General features: G+C 38.1%; 21 protein-coding genes and 1 riboswitch. Of the genes, 13 read left to right on the top strand and 8 right to left on the bottom strand.

From position 1 onward, the window contains the following. Window positions 1-22: 22 nt before the first annotated feature. Both modB and modA read right to left on the bottom strand, forming a co-directional pair. Window positions 23-679 carry a molybdate ABC transporter permease subunit gene (gene modB, locus NYE73_RS14825; RefSeq protein WP_259951145.1) on the bottom strand — a complete coding sequence of 219 codons (657 nt, stop codon included), beginning with the start codon at window positions 677-679 and terminating at the stop codon, window positions 23-25. A 3-nt stretch (window positions 680-682) separates the two neighbouring features. Then, a complete protein-coding gene (gene modA / locus NYE73_RS14820) occupies window positions 683-1,462 on the bottom strand; it encodes a molybdate ABC transporter substrate-binding protein (RefSeq protein WP_259951144.1) in 780 nt (259 codons plus the stop codon). A gap of 163 nt (window positions 1,463-1,625) precedes the next feature. Here modA and NYE73_RS14815 point away from each other — a divergent pair, with 163 nt between their 5' ends. From NYE73_RS14815 to NYE73_RS14805, 3 genes are all read left to right on the top strand, one after another. Beyond that, on the top strand, window positions 1,626-2,552 hold the full coding sequence (locus NYE73_RS14815) for a helix-turn-helix transcriptional regulator (RefSeq protein ID WP_004230582.1): 927 nt from the start codon (window positions 1,626-1,628) through the stop codon (window positions 2,550-2,552). A gap of 229 nt (window positions 2,553-2,781) precedes the next feature. After that, window positions 2,782-3,408, top strand: coding sequence for a trimeric intracellular cation channel family protein (locus NYE73_RS14810; RefSeq protein WP_259951155.1), 627 nt, complete (start codon window positions 2,782-2,784; stop codon window positions 3,406-3,408). Window positions 3,409-3,462: 54 nt separating this feature from the next. Then, window positions 3,463-4,164, top strand: a complete 702-nt coding sequence (locus NYE73_RS14805) for an SIR2 family NAD-dependent protein deacylase (protein WP_259951143.1) — start codon at window positions 3,463-3,465, stop codon at window positions 4,162-4,164. A 30-nt stretch (window positions 4,165-4,194) separates the two neighbouring features. Here the strand turns inward: NYE73_RS14805 and NYE73_RS14800 are convergent, their stop codons facing one another. From NYE73_RS14800 to crcB (NYE73_RS14790), 3 genes are read right to left on the bottom strand one after another with little or no spacing between them, the layout of a single operon-like run. Then, complete coding sequence (locus NYE73_RS14800; RefSeq protein WP_048392463.1) at window positions 4,195-4,542, bottom strand: hypothetical protein; 348 nt, start codon at window positions 4,540-4,542, stop codon at window positions 4,195-4,197. Between the two features lie 14 nt (window positions 4,543-4,556). Continuing rightward, window positions 4,557-4,886 carry a fluoride efflux transporter CrcB gene (gene crcB, locus NYE73_RS14795; protein WP_054550415.1) on the bottom strand — a complete coding sequence of 110 codons (330 nt, stop codon included), beginning with the start codon at window positions 4,884-4,886 and terminating at the stop codon, window positions 4,557-4,559. Beyond that, window positions 4,883-5,248, bottom strand: coding sequence for a fluoride efflux transporter CrcB (gene crcB, locus NYE73_RS14790; RefSeq protein WP_115673310.1), 366 nt, complete (start codon window positions 5,246-5,248; stop codon window positions 4,883-4,885). The genes crcB (NYE73_RS14795) and crcB (NYE73_RS14790) overlap by 4 nt, the downstream gene beginning before the upstream one ends. 914 nt (window positions 5,249-6,162) lie before the next feature. Between crcB (NYE73_RS14790) and NYE73_RS14785 the strand changes: the two genes are divergently transcribed. Then, a complete protein-coding gene (locus tag NYE73_RS14785) occupies window positions 6,163-7,905 on the top strand; it encodes an ABC transporter ATP-binding protein (RefSeq protein ID WP_115673309.1) in 1,743 nt (580 codons plus the stop codon). Further along, entirely contained in the window at window positions 7,902-9,635 is a 1,734-nt protein-coding gene (locus NYE73_RS14780; protein WP_259951142.1) for an ABC transporter ATP-binding protein, read from the top strand. The genes NYE73_RS14785 and NYE73_RS14780 overlap by 4 nt, the downstream gene beginning before the upstream one ends. A gap of 44 nt (window positions 9,636-9,679) precedes the next feature. Here the strand turns inward: NYE73_RS14780 and NYE73_RS14775 are convergent, their stop codons facing one another. Then, window positions 9,680-10,048 carry a hypothetical protein gene (locus NYE73_RS14775; protein WP_048392470.1) on the bottom strand — a complete coding sequence of 123 codons (369 nt, stop codon included), beginning with the start codon at window positions 10,046-10,048 and terminating at the stop codon, window positions 9,680-9,682. A gap of 195 nt (window positions 10,049-10,243) precedes the next feature. Between NYE73_RS14775 and NYE73_RS14770 the strand changes: the two genes are divergently transcribed. From NYE73_RS14770 to NYE73_RS14750, 5 genes are all read left to right on the top strand, one after another. Beyond that, window positions 10,244-10,747, top strand: a complete 504-nt coding sequence (locus NYE73_RS14770; protein ID WP_115673306.1) for an RNA polymerase sigma factor — start codon at window positions 10,244-10,246, stop codon at window positions 10,745-10,747. After that, window positions 10,740-11,741, top strand: a complete 1,002-nt coding sequence (locus tag NYE73_RS14765; RefSeq protein WP_259951141.1) for an anti-sigma factor — start codon at window positions 10,740-10,742, stop codon at window positions 11,739-11,741. The genes NYE73_RS14770 and NYE73_RS14765 overlap by 8 nt, the downstream gene beginning before the upstream one ends. A 174-nt stretch (window positions 11,742-11,915) precedes the next feature. Continuing rightward, window positions 11,916-12,671, top strand: a complete 756-nt coding sequence (locus tag NYE73_RS14760) for an SDR family NAD(P)-dependent oxidoreductase (RefSeq protein WP_036077242.1) — start codon at window positions 11,916-11,918, stop codon at window positions 12,669-12,671. A gap of 25 nt (window positions 12,672-12,696) precedes the next feature. After that, window positions 12,697-13,125: a MarR family winged helix-turn-helix transcriptional regulator gene (locus NYE73_RS14755; protein ID WP_004230567.1), complete on the top strand. Its 429-nt coding sequence runs from the start codon at window positions 12,697-12,699 to the stop codon at window positions 13,123-13,125. 499 nt (window positions 13,126-13,624) lie between these two features. Next, complete coding sequence (locus NYE73_RS14750; RefSeq protein WP_036077236.1) at window positions 13,625-14,398, top strand: IclR family transcriptional regulator; 774 nt, start codon at window positions 13,625-13,627, stop codon at window positions 14,396-14,398. 27 nt (window positions 14,399-14,425) lie between these two features. On the opposite strand, the gene NYE73_RS14745 is transcribed toward NYE73_RS14750, so the two are convergent. Both NYE73_RS14745 and NYE73_RS14740 read right to left on the bottom strand, forming a co-directional pair. After that, the gene (locus NYE73_RS14745; protein ID WP_115673304.1) at window positions 14,426-15,625 is read right to left on the bottom strand and encodes an aminotransferase class V-fold PLP-dependent enzyme; all 1,200 of its coding nucleotides are present in this window, start codon (window positions 15,623-15,625) and stop codon (window positions 14,426-14,428) included. A 14-nt stretch (window positions 15,626-15,639) separates the two neighbouring features. Beyond that, a complete protein-coding gene (locus NYE73_RS14740; RefSeq protein ID WP_066037243.1) occupies window positions 15,640-16,728 on the bottom strand; it encodes a M24 family metallopeptidase in 1,089 nt (362 codons plus the stop codon). Window positions 16,729-17,020: 292 nt separating this feature from the next. On the opposite strand from NYE73_RS14740, the gene NYE73_RS14735 reads away from it, so the two are divergent. From NYE73_RS14735 to lepB, 3 genes are all read left to right on the top strand, one after another. Continuing rightward, window positions 17,021-17,956 (top strand): LCP family glycopolymer transferase, encoded by a 936-nt coding sequence (locus NYE73_RS14735; protein WP_054550408.1) that lies wholly within the window; start codon window positions 17,021-17,023, stop codon window positions 17,954-17,956. Window positions 17,957-18,307: 351 nt separating this feature from the next. Further along, window positions 18,308-18,418: a hypothetical protein gene (locus NYE73_RS14730; RefSeq protein WP_004230560.1), complete on the top strand. Its 111-nt coding sequence runs from the start codon at window positions 18,308-18,310 to the stop codon at window positions 18,416-18,418. Window positions 18,419-18,567: 149 nt separating this feature from the next. Further along, on the top strand, window positions 18,568-19,128 hold the full coding sequence (gene lepB, locus NYE73_RS14725) for a signal peptidase I (RefSeq protein WP_048392477.1): 561 nt from the start codon (window positions 18,568-18,570) through the stop codon (window positions 19,126-19,128). Window positions 19,129-19,527: 399 nt separating this feature from the next. Next, window positions 19,528-19,627, top strand: a riboswitch (purine riboswitch). Window positions 19,628-19,647 lie beyond the last annotated feature (20 nt).

Below are 19,647 nucleotides of genomic sequence, written 5' to 3'. Positions count from 1 at the left end.
TGGCTTGAGCCAACTACCTCTTTTATACTTTCAGGATATGGATACTAAGAAGTAAAAGGAAGGAAATGGCGATCATACACAGAACCCATGTCCAGGCAAGGGTCATGTTTCCAGAATCGATGGCCATATATATTGCTAGCGGTGTTGTTTGTGTTTTCCCTGGAATATTTCCCGCAAACATAAGTGTCGCTCCAAACTCACCCAAAGCTCGTGTGAAGCTTAGAATCCCACCAGAAACAAGTGCCTTTAATGCAAGGGGAATGGACACGTAAAGAAAGACCTGCCATTCATTCGCTCCATCCACACGTGCTGCATTTTCAATATCTCGATCGACAGAGGCAAAGCCAGTTTTAGCTGATTGATACATTAATGGAAAGGCAACGATTGTAGAAGCGATGACGGCCGCCCACCATGTGAACATGATAGGTTGATCGAATAGCCAGATAATGAAATTTCCTAACATACTATTTTTCCCGAAAATGACGATAAGTAGGAAACCGACTACTGTAGGAGGTAATACCAATGGTAATAGCAATACCGTTTCTAGCACTAGTTTACCTTTGAAATCATGGGTTGCCATCCATTTACCCATTAAAATACCTGCTATAATAGCGATGATCCCTGCAACAAAAGCAATTTCGATCGAAAGCCTAAGTGGAGACCAAAAATCGGTACTCATCTTTTATTGAGCCCCTTTAAATCCATACTTTTCAAAGACATCCATAGCTTCATCACTTTGTAAGAAGTGATAAAAATCCTCCGCCTCTTGTGCATGTTTACTAGCTTTTAGAACACCTACAGGATAAATAATCGGTGCGTGCATAGCATCATCGGCAGTTGCCACGACATTGACCTTATCAGAGACAAGGGCATCTGTTTTATAGACCATACCCGCATCCACATTTTCTGTTTCTGTATAAGTAAGTACTTGACGTACATCTTTTGTATACACTACTTTTGATTCGAGTGAATCCCACAGTTGCATATTTTTTAATGTGTCCACACCATACTGCCCAGCAGGAACCGTTTCGGGCGTACCGAGTGCAATTTTTCCTGCTTGTTGTAAATCTTCAAAGGATTGAATTTGCTTTTCATTGCTTTTAGGCACGATTAATACTAAATCATTGGCTAAAAGATCCGTTCCTAGCTTTTGATCGATCATTTCTTTCTCTACAAGCGCATCAAATTTATCCTTTGCTGCTGAAAAGAAAAGGTCTGCAGGAGCCCCTTGTAAAATTTGTTGCTGTAAAGCACCTGAACCTCCAAAGTTATAGAGGATTTTGATTGTATCGTGTTGTTGTTCATAAGTTGTTTTCAGTTCTTCTAAGGCATCCTGTAGACTAGCTGCCGCAGAAATTGTTAGTTCAACTGGTTCGTTTGTTGCCGCCTCTTGGTTACCACAGGCTGCTAATAGTCCGACTAGTACTAACATTGTCGCAAATAAACGATAATATTTTTTCACGATGAGTATACTCCTTTTATAACTCGTTATAACAAGACATAACTAATTATAATCAGATATAAATAAAAAAGAAAGTTAGTAAGGGTAGAAAATGTCAAGATGTTCATAAGGCTATAAATACGTTACCATGTAAAATAGAGGCTTATAGGAGGAGAACTTTTACATGTCACAAGAACAATCCTATACGATTGAAGAGGTTGCACAATTATTAAAGGTTTCAAAATTAACAATTTATGATTTAGTGAAAAAGGGTGATTTGCCAGTTTTCCGCGTAGGACGGCAAATGCGGGTAGATCGTGCTGACTTGCAAACCTATATACAAAAACGAAAAACAGGTAGTATGCCAGCTGTGGCACAGGCTTCCATAGCCACTCCGACTAAAAATCATGCGAAAATTATAGTGAGTGGGCAAGATTTAGTATTAGATATTTTAGCAAAATATATCGAGAAACGACGATCTACGAAAGTATTACGCTCACATGAAGGTAGTTTTAATGGTGTAATGGCGTTGTATCACGGAGACTGTGATATTGCGAGTTTACATATGTTTGATGGGGATACAGGAGATTATAATACTCCTTATGTAAAAAAAATCTTTGTCAGCCATGCCTTTGTTCTCATCAATGTTGTATCACGTAAAGCAGGTTTCTATGTTCAAAAGGGGAATCCGCTGGAGATACGCACATTTGAAGATTTCCAAACAAAGACATTCACATTCATCAACCGTGAGAAAGGCTCAGGTGCTCGTACTCTGTTAGATGAGCAATTGCGCATTCACGGTATCGCTCCATCCACGATTGCAGGCTATACCCATGAAGAAATGAGCCACCTCGATGTCGCCTCTGCAGTTGCCAATGGACGTGCAGATGTTGGGATTGGCATTGAAAAAATTGCCAAGCTTATTCAGGTCGATTTTATACCAATGGTCACTGAACGTTACGATATTGTGTTATTAAAAACACCAGAAAATCAACCGCTCATCGATATGGTGAAGGAGATTTTAAATACACCTGATTTCCAATCTGAAGTAGCTGCATTAGGAGATTATGACATCTCTTTAATGGGCCAAGTCATGTATGAAACGCTATAATCAAAAATTCATATTGAGTTTAATAAAAAAATCAATTACAATTCTAACTAGGAAATTTTATGGTCGTTGTGTCAATTAGTATGGCACAGCAGCTATATTCTTTTATGATACATGGTGAGATGGATAAATTAGTAGGTACTACTGCTAGGATATTAGCCCACCATAAAATAGCTTGCGTACTCAATGCGCAACTATTTTATGGTGGGCTTTTTTGTATAGTAAAAAGGAGATGGATGATGTGACATGGTCAGTATTACATATCATTGGCATTATTGCCTACGCCATTAGTGGAGCATTTGTTGCGTTACAGGCCAACTATTCTTTTATTGGCATATTTGTGCTTGGTCTGACAACGTCTTATGGTGGTTCCATTATCCGCAATGTTGTACTGGATATCCCTGTGTCAGATATATGGGAACGGCAATCCTTATTAGTCGTTTTAGTCACGCTGACGACCATTTTATTTGTCAAAAGGAACTGGATTCATCATTGGAACCGCTGGGGCTATTTCTTTGATTCAATTGGCCTAGCTTCTTTCGCAATACAAGGCGGATTGTTAGCAAAAAGCTTACATCACGACCTAGGTATCATTATTATAGCGTCGATGTTTACTGGTGTTGGTGGAGGGATGGTTCGAGATTTGTTAGCTGGTAGAACACCGCTTGCATTAAGAAAAGAAATCCATGCTGTCCTAACATTTGTATGTGCCCTTTGTATATGGTTAGGGTGGGACAGCCCGCTTGAATTGTCAGTCATTGTTATTTTTATAGTAGTGATTCGCATGTTATCTGTGAATAATAAATTAAAATGGAAGCCTCCTTTTAAACATTCCTATAAGAATGCAGAGGAAAAATAGGTTGATTGTCGAAATAGGTGAAGGTAGTTTTAATTCGAAAAAAGGAGGGGGAAAATGGCAATAGAACATTTACGTGAGTGGTTACTATCCTCAAATAATACAGTGATTCTAACAGGAGCGGGCATGTCAACGGAAAGTGGAGTTCCTGATTTCCGTTCAGCATCTGGTTGGTGGAAACAAATGGATCCAAGAACTGTCGCGACAACGGAAGCATTAACAGATCATTACTCATTATTTCATGAATTTTATAAAACACGTATCGAAAACCTAGAAAAGGTGGCTCCCCATGAGGGACATCATATATTAGCTGATTGGGAACGAAGAGGTTTAGTGTCTCTAATCGCTACTCAAAATGTGGATGGTTTTCACCAATTGGCAGGAAGTCAATCCGTCGAGGAGTTACATGGTTCGATCCGGTCTATTCGTTGTCATCGTTGCCAGCAGGCGGCTGTCATGGCAAGCTTCTTGAATAAGGCTAGTTGCGCCCATTGTGGTGGGAAACTTCGTCCAAATGTTGTGCTCTTCGGAGAAAGCCTACCACAAGCAAGCTGGCACTGTTCAATGGAGGCAATTAAAACAGCTGAACTTGTCCTTGTCATTGGAACGAGTCTTGAGGTATATCCCGTCAACCAACTACCTATGATGACAACAGGAAAAACCGTGTATATTAATATGGATATGTCACAGCAGACAACCCCATTTGATCTGACAGTGAGGGGAAAAATAAAAGAAGTGTTGCAAAAACTTCAAATTTAAAAAAGGCGCCCTTGCAATTTCAAGTGGCGCCTAAAACATTTGAGGTAGAAATTCCCTCATGAATCGTTGATTTTTTCTTAACCATATCTTCAAAATCATGCGATGTGTTAACAGTTTATGCCTTTTATTTGGTCTCGCCTTTGCTTCTATGAGGCTCTGTAAAAGAATACAAGTTTCAGTTGCAAAAGCTTGAGGTTCAACGAGAACATCCAGCTTGTAATTAATTAACTGGGCTGTCTGAACCTTGGCAAGTAATTGCGCAAATTGTGTATTCATGGTAGCGTAATTTTCCTCTAATTCTAGGTCAATCAATGCATAGAGCGTTTGCTCTATTTCAACTTCTAATTCCTCCAATAACTCTTTTGACGGCTGTGTCACTAGTTCACCCTCTTTTATACGACTAGATAACCAATAGCTGCACAAAGTACGCCAATTAGCAAGGTACTGGCAATATAGCTTATGGCTTGTCTCCATTTTTGTTGTTCTATAAGCTGTAGACATTCAAATCCAAAAGTAGAAAAAGTTGTGTAGGCTCCTAAAAAACCTATGCCCATTAATTGCCATAACCAATCACTAAGATGTAGGGCAAATAAGAAACCAAGCGCAAAGGAGCCTGTACAATTAATAATAAAAGTCGCCCATGGATAGGGATGTACAAGTAATTTTCCTAAATAAAATCTAGAAAGAGCGCCAAAAAATCCACCAATTCCGACTAAAATCATGCAATACGCCCCCTAGCAAGTCGTATTCCCAGCCATGTGCAAGCTAATCCACCTAAAACACTTACTGTAACATAGAGTACAGCCTGTAGCCACTCGCTATTTTCTAGGAGTAATAGTGTCTCTAAGGAAAATGTCGAAAAGGTAGTAAAAGCTCCACAAAACCCTGTACCTACTCCTAGTACAATAGGTGTGCGTTTTATAAATGAAGTAAAAAACCATGCTAAGCAAAAGCAGCCCAGTAAATTAATAAACAGTGTTGTGAATGGAAATATTTCTGTATTGGGAACGGCGAGACTCAGACTATATCGACAGATGGCACCAAGAATTCCACCAATTCCCACGGCTAGAAATGACCTCAACATAAAAACCCCTTACTGAAAATGACTATAATGAAAGTGTATCATGAGACAAAAATTTTAGAAATATTTCAATTCGAGTTATGTCCCAAAATCGATTGTTGAAATGTATATAGTGTATAGAAAGTTATAGATGCGCATGAAATAATATTTCGAAATATTATATGTGGAAAATGAAATATCTTTTATTATAAGGACAATTCTTTGTCCCTCTTATGTGAAGCCGTTGACGGAAAACCCGGTGACGGCTAATCCATAAACGGAAATCCAGACACTACTAAATAATAAATAACTAAATAATAATTAACTAAATAAAGATGATGAGATAAGCATATGGAAGGAGTGCAACAGACGCAAAAAGAATATTCTAGTGTCTACTACTGGGTATCAAAATCACTAGTCGTGTATTTCAGTCTTTAGGTTAATGTTTGTGCCGTAGAATTATTGTAAGGTTATAGACAACACTGTAATTTTAAGCATGTTCTCCCTTTGATTCCTTAGAGCATTTCAATGCTTTAAAGCGCTAACTATTTCCTGAAAATGATAAAAAATAACAGGGTGATAGTTGACAAATATTTCTATAGTGTGATAATCTTCAAGAACACTATAACAAATAAACTAAAGGAGGGCATGACAATGTTAATTTTATCAGTATCAAATTCAATCACAGTTACATACATTGTCCGTGCCTAACGCTTTATTTACTATTGCAGAACTAGGTATGGAATTATCCTGCCTTTTATAAGAGACACTTACTCTTTTAGGGTATGTGTCTTTTTTTGTGCAAAAAAGGTTGTAGTGCAAACAAAAAAGGAGTGTATGTATATGACAAAAACAGTTAGAAGAATGATTTTCAAAAAGGAATTTCTAGAAAGTGGGTAGTCATCCACAACAGCACGGAGGAAAGAAGGTTATGATGTATGTTTGATGTGTTAAGTAAATTAGGCTGGTTCTTTAAAAAATACTGGAAGCAATATACGGTGGCCATTGTTCTACTAATGGTTGCCAGTGGATTAGAGGTTGTCCCTCCCTATTTACTCGGTTCTATTATAGATCTATTGACAGCCGGAGAAATGACCCCAGCTATTTTAACAAAATATGTCTTGATTTTTATTGGGATTATTATTGGGGGCTATTTATTAAATTTTGTGTGGCAATTCCGACTATTTGAAGGAGCTATCAACCTTGAGAAAATTTTACGTCGTAATTTAATGCAGCATTTTTTACGTATGACCCCAACATTTTATGAAAAAAACCGTACCGGTGACCTGATGGCGCGTGCAACAAATGACTTGAATGCCGTATCCACGACAGCAGGTTTTGGCATTATGACGTTGATTGATTCAACGATTTATATGGGTTTTATCATTTTTGCGATGGGCTATATGATTTCGTGGAAGCTTACATTTTTTGCTATGTTACCAGTTCCTATTATGGCGATCCTCATTCAATATTTAGGGAAAATTGTTCATGAGCGATATATGAAGGCACAAGATGCTTTTGGGGAACTAAATGATAGTGTGCTAGAATCTGTAGCAGGAGTGCGAGTGGTGCGTGCCTATGTGCAGGAAAAAAAGGATGAGGCTAATTTTGCAGATATGAGTGAAGTTGTGTATGCGAAAAATATTCATACAGCGAAAATCAATGCTTTATTTGGTCCAATTACAAAAGTCGGAACGGGCATTAGCTATGTTGTAGCACTTGGTTACGGGGCTCATTTAGTGGCAACTGAGGCGATGACGGTTGGGCAACTGGTCACGTTTAATGTTTATTTAGGTTTGGCTGTTTGGCCGATATTTGCGATTGGTGAGCTCATCAATGTTATGCAGCAGGGGAATGCCTCACTAGATCGCGTGCAGGAAACCTTGAACTACGAGGCGGATGTTCAAAATATTCCGAATCCACAAATGATTGCGACACCAAATGCGATTGGCTTTGATGCCTTAACATTCCAATATCCGATGAGTCAGGTGAAAAACCTACAGCAGATTTCACTTTCCTTGAAAAAAGGCCAAACGCTTGGCATTGTTGGTAAAACGGGAGCAGGTAAAACAACCTTCCTACGCCAATTATTGCGAGAATACCCAATCGGTCAGGGACAGCTTTCCATTGACGGTATCGATATTACCGCTCAAACGAAGGAGCAGATCCTCGATTGGATTGGTTATGTGCCACAAGATCATGTGTTATTCTCACGAACTATTCGTGAAAATATATTATTTGGGAAAGAAGATGCAACACAAGCAGAGTTGCAGCAGGCGATACGTGCCGCGTATTTTGAAAAGGATTTAGACAATCTACCAATGGGCCTTGAAACACTTGTTGGAGAAAAGGGTGTCTCTCTTTCAGGCGGTCAAAAACAACGTGTATCTATTGCTCGTGCTTTAATTAAAGATCCTGAAATTTTAATGCTGGATGATTCACTCTCCGCTGTCGACGCGAAGACAGAGGCAAGAATTATTGAAAATATTCAGCGTGAACGTCAAGGTAAAACGACGATTATTACGACACATCGCTTGTCTGGTATTCAGCATGCCGATGTCATCATCGTACTGGATGATGGGCAAATTGTAGAGCAGGGAACACATGAGGAACTTCTTGCGCAACAAGGATGGTATAAAGAGCAATTTGACCGTCAGCAGCTAGAAGGAGGTGCCTCATGAGTACGAGTCAACGTTTAATGCGCTATGCGATGTATTTTAAAAAGCCGATACTATTAGGCTTATTCTTCCTAACAATTGCCGTATTCACGGAGCTTGTTGGACCGTTTATTGCGAAACATATTATTGATAATTACATGACAATCGGTCATATAGAAATCAAACCGATTACATGGTTGCTCATTGTGTATTTACTTTTAGCCATTGCAACAGCCATATTACGTTATTTTATGTATATTTATTTGCAAATTGGGGCAAACCGTGTCATCCAAAAATTACGTAAAGATGTCTTTGAACATATTCAAACTTTACCGATCCAATACTTCGACAATTTACCAGCGGGTAAAATTGTTGCGCGTGTAACAAACGATACAGAGGCAGTTCGGAATTTATATGTACAGGTACTATCGAATTTTGTAACGAGCTTCATTTCTATTTTTGGGGTGTATATAGCGCTCTTTATTTTAAATTGGAAAATGGCAATGCTTGCTTTAACCATGATTCCAATTGTTTATGTATGGATGATTTTATATCGAAAATTTGCCTCTAAATACAACGATGTCATTCGTACAAAAATTGCAGATATTAATGCCATGATTAATGAATCCATTCAGGGCATGACAATTATTCAGGCGTTCCGTCGTGAGCAGCAAATGACGAAGGAATTTGATGACATGAATAATGAGCATTATGCGTATGAACGTAAGCTGCTGGTGCTTGATTCAGCTACATCCTTTAACCTTGTGAATACGCTAAGACTTATCATGTTTACGGTCTTTATTTTCTACTTTGGTACACGCTCATTCACATCAACTGAAGTGATTACAGCAGGGACATTGTATGCATTTGTTGATTACTTAACAAAGCTATTTAATCCGATCACGAATATTGTGAACCAGTTTTCACAGCTTGAGCGTTCACTCATTGCAGGTAAACGTGTCTTTGAGGTGTTAGATACGAATGGTGAGCCTGTTTCTGAAAAGAGCATCCCACGATATAAAGGAAATGTGGTTTTCGAAGATGTTTCCTTTGCCTATAAAGATAATGAATATGTGCTGAAAAACCTGTCATTTGAAGCACATCAAGGTGAAACAATTGCCTTAGTTGGTCATACAGGTTCAGGGAAAAGTTCCATTATGAACTTACTGTTCCGCTTCTACGACCCGTCAAAAGGCAAAATTACCATTGATGGCATTGATATTACCTCTGTTCCACGTCAAACGATGCGTGAACATATGGGTATTGTGCTACAGGACCCTTACTTATTTACAGGTACGATTGCATCCAATGTTAGCTTAAACAACCCGCGCATCTCTCACGAGAAAATAGTAGCTTCCTTAAATGCTGTCGGGGGAGAACGTGTTTTAGCTAATTTACCAAATGGCTATGAGGAGCCAGTTATTGAGAAGGGCAGCACATTATCTTCAGGACAACGTCAGTTGATTTCGTTTGCACGCGCCCTGGCGTTTGATCCAGCCATTTTAATATTGGATGAAGCGACATCGAATATTGATACGGAAACGGAAGAAATTATTCAGCATGCGATGGATGTCCTGAAAAAAGGACGAACAACGTTTATTATTGCCCATCGACTTTCTACCATTAAAAATGCAGATCGTATTCTTGTACTTGATCGAGGAAAAATTGTAGAAAACGGCACACATGATGAACTGCTAGCGCTTGGCGGAATTTATGACAAGATGTATCAAATGCAGGCGAACTCCTTACAATAATAGCTTAAAAGCCCCACTTCAACTGTGAAGCGGGGCTTTTCTATTTATCTTACATATTTGAAGACATTGATAAAGAATAACAGGACAGACAGCGCTACAGCAATTCCACCACCAGACACGAAAAGCTCAAATAACCAGCGTGGTACATCCCAATACACCATCATCATGCCAACAAAAAGGAAGGGTAAACCGAGATTGTAAAGCCAGAACTGTGCTTTGGCGAGACCTGTCTCCGCAGCATTTTTATAAGTCGAATAAATTAAACCAATGAATCCAGTAGTCAGCCAACCTACCACACCAATATGAGCATGTGTCGCTTTCCATTGAAGTTGAACCGTATAATGCATAAACAGGCCAAAAGCAAAAACAATTAATAAATAAAAGACTGAAACCTTTATCCATTTAGCACCCATTATCCACAACTCCTTTCTTGAAAGTGATTTTAGCTAGCTGCTACAGTATATTCTTGTCAAATTAAAAAGATGCTTGTATGTATTTGAAAATAAATGTTGTTGGTTTTCACTAAACTAAAATATTTAATGAGAACTTTTTGTAATATGTAAACTTTTCATGGAGTTCTGCGTTGTATAGGCAGAAGGGGGGTGGACATGGTAAAGCAATCAATGAATGCGTTTCTACAGCAAGCAGGAACGCTGCTATATCGTTATTTGAGAAAACGTGGATTAGCCCATGAGGATGCAGAAGATATCGTCCAAGATACATGTTATAAATTTTTATTACATAAAAATGGAATTCAGTCAGACAAAGTAATGAGTTGGTTATATCGTGTAGCAACCAATCAATTTTATGATCTCAAGAGAAAAGAAACACGTCATCCAACAACAGAATTAGAGGAAGTTCAATTGACTTCATTCATTCATATTCCTGAGATCCAGATGCTAAAGAAAGAAAAATTAAAGGACATACAGAACACACTCGAAACGCTATCCATTTTGCATCAGGAATTATTAATCCTGAAATATGAGCTGGGATTATCGTATAAGGAAATTTCAGCCTTGATGAATAAGAATGAAAACACACTAAAAACGCATGTCAGACGTGCTAGGGAAGAATTTACTGAACGATTTAAGGAGGATGCTCATGATGAATAAAGAAGAAAATGAATTTTTGTTTGATGATAGACATACGAAAAAAATAATGAGAAAGGCAAGGTTTTGGTCAACAGTCAAAATGATTGGGATTACATTGGTCGTTACCCCAATTGTGCTAATAGCATTATGGTATGGGCTGAGGGCTTTATCGTTAAATAGTGCGCAAAAAGTAATGGATGATATTCATTTATTTAACGAAATAAGTGCGCCCAATGTCCAAATTAGTAATCAGGTTTATGACGATCATTTGCTGGGAGGGAAAATAACAACAACAACCTATAAGGTGCTTGGAGATCAGCATCGGCCATATATTTGGCAGCCTATCAAAAGCGATTATAATTTATTTGGAACGCTTACACGAACGGCCATTTCTAGCCCCATCCAAATAGAAGGTTCAGAATCACTGGCGGAAACATCTCAATTCGAACGGTTTAATGACTACACAGGTGACCGAGAAATGTTTTTTTATCATCCAAGGATTTCCTACGACCATTATCAAGATAATATTAGTGAACTGCATCAATTGGAGAAAAATACTTTAGTAGAAATAGCTATTTCTTTTGATGATGCCTATGATTTTGGTGAAATTAAAAGCAAGCTACCTTCTGAAGTACAAGTAGATTGGTGGTGGGTGGATGCCTATACAGATGATACACTAGATTTTTTTAAGCAAGGACAGAATACTATTTCAGCCAATGATCCATACATTTATGGCTTTCAATCAGAGCAATCCAAACCAAAACCTCGACGCTCTTCAATCGATGAGGTTGCGACCTTTATTCGAAACATTGAGCTTCTGCGTAAAAGCAAGAACTTTGAGTGGGAAACAAACCAGGTTTATCAAGCTTTAGTAGGGGGAAATGGCACCCTGGAGAAAAGTGATGTGAAAATAAGTGGGGCTGTAGTAACTGGTACTCCAGAGCAATTGCAGTCTTTACAAGGACAAACCTACATTAAAGGGTCTATATTTGGGGTAATATCAAATCAGAAATAGAGCGCTGGAAAAGAGAATCGGCACAATCATGTAGGAAAGATCAATTTTAGAAAAAGCTTATTTTGGATGAACCCTTCTCCAGAATAGGCTTTTTTATCTGAAACAATTTAGTTTAAAATTAAATAGTTTAATGTTAAACTATTAACAGATAAACAAGAAGGAGATGTTGTTGCAATGGGTAAACTACAAAACAAAGTGGTCATCATTACTGGTGGTGCAGGTGGTATTGGTAGTGGAATGGCAAAAGCTATGGTAAAGGAAGGGGCGATTGTTACAATTGTTGACTTAAATGCAGAAGCAGGCGAGGCAATGGCAAAAGAATTACAAGAAATGTCTCCGAAGTCTATGTTTTTACAGGCTAATCTAATGGAACGCGACCAATTACCAAAAATTATTGATACAGTCGTAGAAAAATACGGTAAACTAGATGTGCTAGTTAATAACGCTCATGCTGCTAAACAAGTTACAATAGAAGAAACTACACAAGCAGATCTTGATTTGTCATTTGGAACAGGTTTTTATCCAACCTTTTATTTAATGCAAGCAGCCCTACCGCATTTAAAAGAAACTAAGGGTAATATTATTAACTTTGCATCTGGAGCAGGCATTCAAGGTCATGAAACACAGGCTGCTTATGCCGCTGCCAAGGAAGCCATTCGTGGTATTTCCCGTGTTGCCGCAAATGAATGGGGACGTTTTGGTATTAATGTCAATATCATTAGTCCGCTTGCTGATTCACCAGGTGTACAAGCATGGGCAAAAGCACAGCCAGAGTATTATGAAGCGGTGAGAAGTAAAATCCCGTTAGGCCGTTTTGGTGATATTGAGCAAGATATTGGTCGAGTAGCTGTTTTCTTAGCTTCTGACGATTCTCAATACATTACAGGTCAAACGATTATGGTGGATGGAGGCTCACTAATGCTTCATTAATTCTCAGCGTTTGAGGAGGATTTTTTTGAAACAGACAAATATTTTTAAACTGATTCATATGATTGAACAGGTGAACAATGCGAATATTATACGTTTTACAAAAGCGTTCCCATATCCTTTAGGAATTTCACCAATTTTAGTTTTAAATGAGCTACATGTCAAAGGCCCTCAAAAACAAGCCGAATTAGCTGAGACAATCGGCTATACAAAAGGTGCTATGACGAGCATTGCTGAAAAGCTGGTCAAGCTTGGATTAGCAGAAAGACTATATGATCCATCCGACCGCCGCACCATTCGCTTACAAATTACAGATGAGGGTCAAAGTGCTTTAGCAAAGGCTCAATCTATCGGAAAAGAGGTCTTTGTACAGCTTTTTGAAGTATTAGATGATGAGGAAATTGCCCAATACTTGCGGATTCAAGAAAAATTAGTACAGGGTATCCAGCAGAAATAACCATGTAAAAAGATCAACCTACCTTTTAAGAGGTGGGTTGATTTTTCTTTGTTTAGGCGGATAACTGGCGGATAAAATTCAAAATGTGACGGATAAAAAGAGGATTCTGGCGGATAGCCTTCTTTTTTTGCATGATAGAATGGCTCTAAGTGGATAGAATGTCCAAACTGGCGGATAAAATTCGAAATGTGACGGATAAAAAGAGGAATCTAGCGGATAGCCTTCTTTTTTTGGGTGATAGAATGGCTCTAAGTGGATAGAATGTCCAAACTGGCGGATAAAACTCAAAATGTGACGGATAAAAAGAGGATTCCAGCGGATAGCTTTCCTTTTTTAGGTGATAGCCATGCTCAGCACAATCCGAATGTCCATATGAACTGCTTGAAATGAAATAGTTCATTTAAAATCTAATTGTAAAATAGTTGAATTTATTGAAAATTGTCCGTCTTCATTTTATAATCAAAATACGGTTCTATTATAGAGACATTTGAGGTGTGAAATGACATTAAAAACATTAGATAACTCATTGGAGGTACTGAAATATTTTAATAAGGAAAATCCTACATGGGGTGTTCGTGAGCTAGCAAAAGAGATGGATATTAGTCACTCCATTATTTATCGGATTTTAGCAACCTTCGAAAAACAAGGCTTTCTTATTCAAAATCCTGAGACAAAAAAATATGAATTAGGGCTTCGCTTTCTAGAATATGGCCAGATGGTTAAAGATAAATTAAATCTTTCTGACTTTGTTTTACCAATTATGATCAACCTTGCAGATACCATCAAAGAATCCGTATTTTTAACATGGTTGGATGGAACAGATGGTGTCACAGTAGAAATAGCTGAGAGCTCTCAAACCATTAAGTTTTCAGTGTCGATTGGCACGCGGACACCACTACATATCGGGGCATCTTGTAAAGTCATCATGGCGTATCTACCTGAAGAGAGAAAAAAGGAGATCATGGAACATGGGATGAAAAGATTAACTCCTGAAACCATTACTGACCCTGATGAAATGTTAGCCGATTTAGAAAAAATACAACAGCAAGGCTGGTGCTTTTCAACAGGAGAGTACTCTCATTCAGTATTTGGGCTAGGTGTACCTCTTTTTAATAGTAAAAAAGAAGTCATTGCCTCTTTAACAATTGCTGGCCCTATTTATCGTAAGCCAACAGAGGAGAAGTTACCTGATATGGTGAATGTTCTTCAATATGGAGCGATGAATATTCAACGGTATTTCGATCAATACAGCTTTAAATTATATCATGAATAAGCATTAAAAAGAGGCTCAAGATAGACATTAACTATCTTGAGCCTTTGCTTGGATTTTTTTCATGATGGATACGGCCTTGTCAATTTCTTCAAACGTATTAAAATAGTGTGGTGAAAAACGGGCCATTTTAGAAATTTGATTGCGTTCCATAATGGTATTCGCCATAAATGTGCCAGCTTCAATGATGACCCCATGTTCTGCTAAAGCATTGGTTAGCTCATCTGGTGACAGCCCTTCAATGTTAAACGGCGTAATCGATAATCGATGAGCACTATTTTGAGGACCATATAAGACAATGCCTGGAATGGTTGCAAGCTGTTCAATTAAATAGTTTGTTAGCTGCTTTACACGATCATATATGTGATGGATACCGATATTGTTCGCATAATCAATAGCTGCCCCTAAGCCGAAAATACTTGGAATGATCGGACAACCTGGCTCAAAACGTTTAGCTGTTTCTAAAAAAGAATAGGCATTGTTCTGATAATCCCACTGGGTGCTGCCCCAGCCAATCATAATAGGCGTCAATGTTGGAATGAGTGCTTCTCGTACATATAAAATACCTGATCCTTCAGGGCCGCGTAGCCATTTCCGCCCACTAGCAACTAGAAAGTCACAGCCAAGTTCGGCAACATTAATGGGTGTTAAACCAAGTGTTTGATTGGCATTCATCAATGTTAGTACATGGTGTTGCTGGGCTAGCTGACATATTTCTTTGGCAGGCTGGAGTGCCCCAGCAGCGTTAGACATATGGGCAAAGGCAATTAATTTTGTTTGTGGTGTGATGAGTTGTTCAAGTGCATATAAATCTACCATATATTCATCATTGGTTTTTAACACTTTCAGCTGAACCCCTTGTTGCTGAAGGGCAAGCCAAGGCACATAGTTACTCAACATTTCTGTGTCGAGCACTATGACCTCATCTCCCTGTTTCCATTGCAAGCCACCTGCGACATAATTAATCGCCACTGAACCGTTTGGCACAAAGGCAATCTCCTCTTTTGTTGCGCCGATGAACAATGCTGCTTTTTCTCGAATACGCTCTACTTGCGCATACGTTTCTTGACGAAAAGAGGGCAAGTAGGGACCAATACTTGCTTGTTTTTGGAGATAGCTAGTCATTTCATCCACTACTGGCTGTGGCATGGCAGATGCAGCAGCTGTGTTTAGATAAATATAGTGTTCAAGTAGCGGCATATCCTGTTGTATTTTCCTCATATCGATCATTGTACACACCAACCTTATAAAATGATTAATTCTTTCGAATAGGTCATTAAATTTTCGTAACCATTTTCTGTGACGATTAAATTATCCTCGATACGAACACCACCAACATCTTGCACATAGATACCTGGCTCCACGGTAAAGGCCATGCCTGGCTTTAACACTAGCTGATTACGCTGCATCATATAAGGCTCTTCATGTGCACTTAAACCAATGCCATGGCCAAGTCGGTGTGTGAAAGAATTGCCATAGCCGGCATCGCGAATAATGTCTCTGGCTAGATCATCAATGGCATGAGCTGTCATACCTGGTTTTATGGCTGCTATGGCTGTTTCATTTGCTTGCTTCACAATGCTATAAATTGTTTTGAGCGTTGGAGAAACTTCTCCTAAAGCAACTGTTCTAGTCATATCCGCCACATAGCCCTTATAAATCGCGCCAAAATCTATGACGATTAATTCACCTGTCTCTATTTTCTTTGTGCTCGCTCTACCATGAGGAAGTGCACCTCGATAACCAGAAGCAACAATGGTTCCAAAAGGTGTTCCCTCTGATCCACGTCGTCTCATTTCATATTCTAATTGGGCTGCGACTTCCATCTCTGAAATACCAGCTTGAATAATCGGTAATGTGGCTGCAAGACTTTCTTCGACGATCTGTACAGCCTGACGCATGAGGGCTATTTCGTGTTCATCTTTTTCCATACGTATATCACGAATGGTTTCACCGATATTACATAAAGTGTCATATGTAAGGTTTTCGATAGCTTTCTGTTCCTTCACGCGCATGGTGTCAAACTCAACGGCAAGTGTCTGCGCTGTTCCTAGCTCTTTTTTTAGTTGCTGGATGGCCTGTGACGGTCCTTCCTCATCCGAATAGGATAGGATTGTCCCTCCATTACCCAAGTCAACTTTTGTTAATTCTACTTGTGGAACGAGAAAGTATAATTGATGATGAGCAGTAATAGCGACTACTGTTAGGCGTTCACTTTGCTTTAACTGAAGACCTGTAAAATAATACATGTTTGACCCTGGCACTAGCACTGCTACATCAATTGACTGTTGCTGCATACGGGAAACGAGCTGCTCTCTTCTTTTTTGAAACATTGAGTGATTCCTCCTAAAAACGTTTCTATTATAGAGACGTTGTATCTGAAAAATAGTATATATCAACAATAATGAATTTTCAATAAATTAAGATAGCACCATTTTGATAGAGGGCAATGAATGTAAAAGGAAGATAATTGACAAATGAGGGAATAGTATGTTGTAAATTTAGTAAATACTAGTGTACGTCTTTTTTTCGTTCATTATGCATATAAGTAGACTAGATAAACTTTTTTCCAACTTAATACGTCAAAAAGAGGGGCAAAATTGTTAAGCAAGAAAGGACTTATGTATGGAAAAAAACATGAAACGCTCAAAAGAGAAAAAGAGCAAGAAAAAATTATGGCTGTGGATTGTTGGTAGCCTATTAGCAATTTTTTTAATTTTTATAGGTACTGCCTACTTTACCATCCAAAAAACTATGAATAAAATAAATACACCACTTATTCAAACAACAGATGCAGCACAACCAGAAGAAAAAACAGTGATTAAAAAAGATCCCTTTTCGGTTCTAATGCTTGGGGTCGATGAACGTAAAGATGATAGTGGACGTTCCGATACCATGATTGTAATCACTGTAAATCCTGAAAAGCAGACGATGAAAATGCTTAGTATACCCCGTGATACTCGAACAGAAATCGTTGGTCATGATACGGTAGATAAGATTAATCATGCCTATGCCTTTGGAGGCGTCCCTATGGCTGTGGATACGGTCGAAAATTTTTTAGATATACCCATTGATTATTATGTATTTATTAATATGGAGGGCTTTTTACAAATTATTGATACGCTGGGTGGCGTAACAATCGATAATGATATGGATTTAACCTTTGACGAATACCATTATCCAAAGGGAGAAATCACATTAGATGGTAATGAGGCCCTTATTTTTTCTCGTATTCGTTATGAAGATCCTCGAGGTGATTTTGGACGCCAAATTCGACAACGTCAAATCATTGAAGCGGTGATGAAAAAAGCCTCCACACCATCAACATTATTAAAAGCAACTGATATGTTGAATGTACTAGGCGACAATGTTCGCATGAACTTTTCGGTGAAGGACCTTATTCAGCTGCAAAGTATTTATAAAAAAATGGATAAGGATATTGAGCAGTTATCGTTCGAACAGGGAGACGGTGAAAGGATTAACCGCATTTGGTACTATATTCCGAATGAGGCAGAGCTTCAAAAAATACAAACAGATTTAAAAAACCATTTACAAAAGTAAGTAAGCAAGTTGCTTACAAATGTCGCATACTAGTTGTAAACTTTTTGGCCACGAAGGGAGGGAGATGAGTGAATGGGAGGACCCAGGTGCTGAGGTATACAGCGCTGAATCATTGCATGCAAAGCTATGTACCTAAACGTAAAGTGCGAAAAAATCCAGTCCAATCAGCAATAAGAGGCCTACAAGTATTATGTTTAAAATTATTTATGTAAGGGATAAAAAATCATTCAGGTAGGGTGCATGCCTAGTTGAATGATTTTTTTGCTGTTATTCATCATTTTTCGATATTTCTTGAAATATCAGAAAATTAAGTGTATACTGACATTAGAAATGGTTAAAGGAGTGATTGTGATGATTGTAGGCACAATTTTATTAGCATTTGCATTACCAGTGGGTATCGTATTAGCAGTAGATTTATTAAACGAGCAGCATCACTCTGCTACACAAACTAACCATTCATAACGTTGAAACAGTAAAATATCAATTTCTAGACAATGTTACTTTGTAGCCTTGTCTATTTTTCTATGAATAGGAAACAATTTGTGTGATTCATTCGTCAATAATAGTGAGAAAATGTTATACTATTAAAAAAACAGTATCGGGGAATGAGCATGCAAGCGGAAAAAACATCCAATCTTAAAAAAGAAATATTATCCTACATCAAAATTATTGTCATTACAGCTGTTGTTGTTTTTGGCTGTAAGCAATTCTTATTTGCGCCGATTAAAGTACAGGGAGCATCTATGTATCCAACTTATCACGATAAGGATATTATTATTGTAAGCAAAACAAGTAAAATCGAGCGTTTTGATCAAATTGTTTTCCAATCTCCTGTCGAAGATGAGTTATATATTAAACGTGTCATCGGTCTTCCAGGGGATAAAGTGGAAATGAAAGATGATGTATTGTACGTCAATGGCAAAGCATATAAAGAAGATTATGTGAACCGTCAAACGGATGATCCTAATCAATTACGCATTACGGAAAACTTTACATTGGAACAATTAGTGAATGAAAAAGAAGTGCCAGAGGGCATGTATTTTGTGCTTGGTGACAATCGCCTAAAAAGTAGTGACAGTCGCCATTATGGTTTAATTTCAGAGGATGCTGTATATGGTGAATCGAAATTAATACTATATCCATTTAGTCATTTTCATATTGGCTCAAAATGATGAAAAAAGAGGTCACTCCATTGAGTAGCCTCTTTTTTATTGTTGGGGTAAATCGGTACAGCTTTTATAAGTGGGATAATAGACACAAATCCTTGAATTTTCAACGGTTTCCTTGATGGGCGATGGCTTACTTTTCATGGGAGATTGCATTGCTGGTTCTTCATTTGTGAACGCTTCTTCTACTAATTCTACGCCATAAAATAGTATTAAAAAATAGCAGACAAATCCTACTATACGCAAACAATCACCTCGTAAAATAGTTATTGTATGTTTATATATATGGTCAAATTCGTCGAAATATAAGCAGAAAATCGAAATTTTCTCTTGCCCAAAAGATTTTTAGAGGCAATGAATTCTATGAAAAAAGCTATTGTCAATGAAATTTTGATGTGCTACTATAGCTAAAGTAAATATTTGATCTGTATAACCTCAATAATATGGATTGAGGGTCTCTACCAGGAACCATAAAATCCTGACTACAAAACTTTGCTTCATTTTTGTAGTCAGGATTTTTTTAGT

Origin of the sequence: Lysinibacillus sp. FSL K6-0102, from assembly GCF_038003545.1 — a bacterium.
Taxonomy (GTDB): domain Bacteria; phylum Bacillota; class Bacilli; order Bacillales_A; family Planococcaceae; genus Lysinibacillus; species Lysinibacillus capsici.
This window is presented reverse-complemented; position numbering and strand designations above follow the sequence as displayed.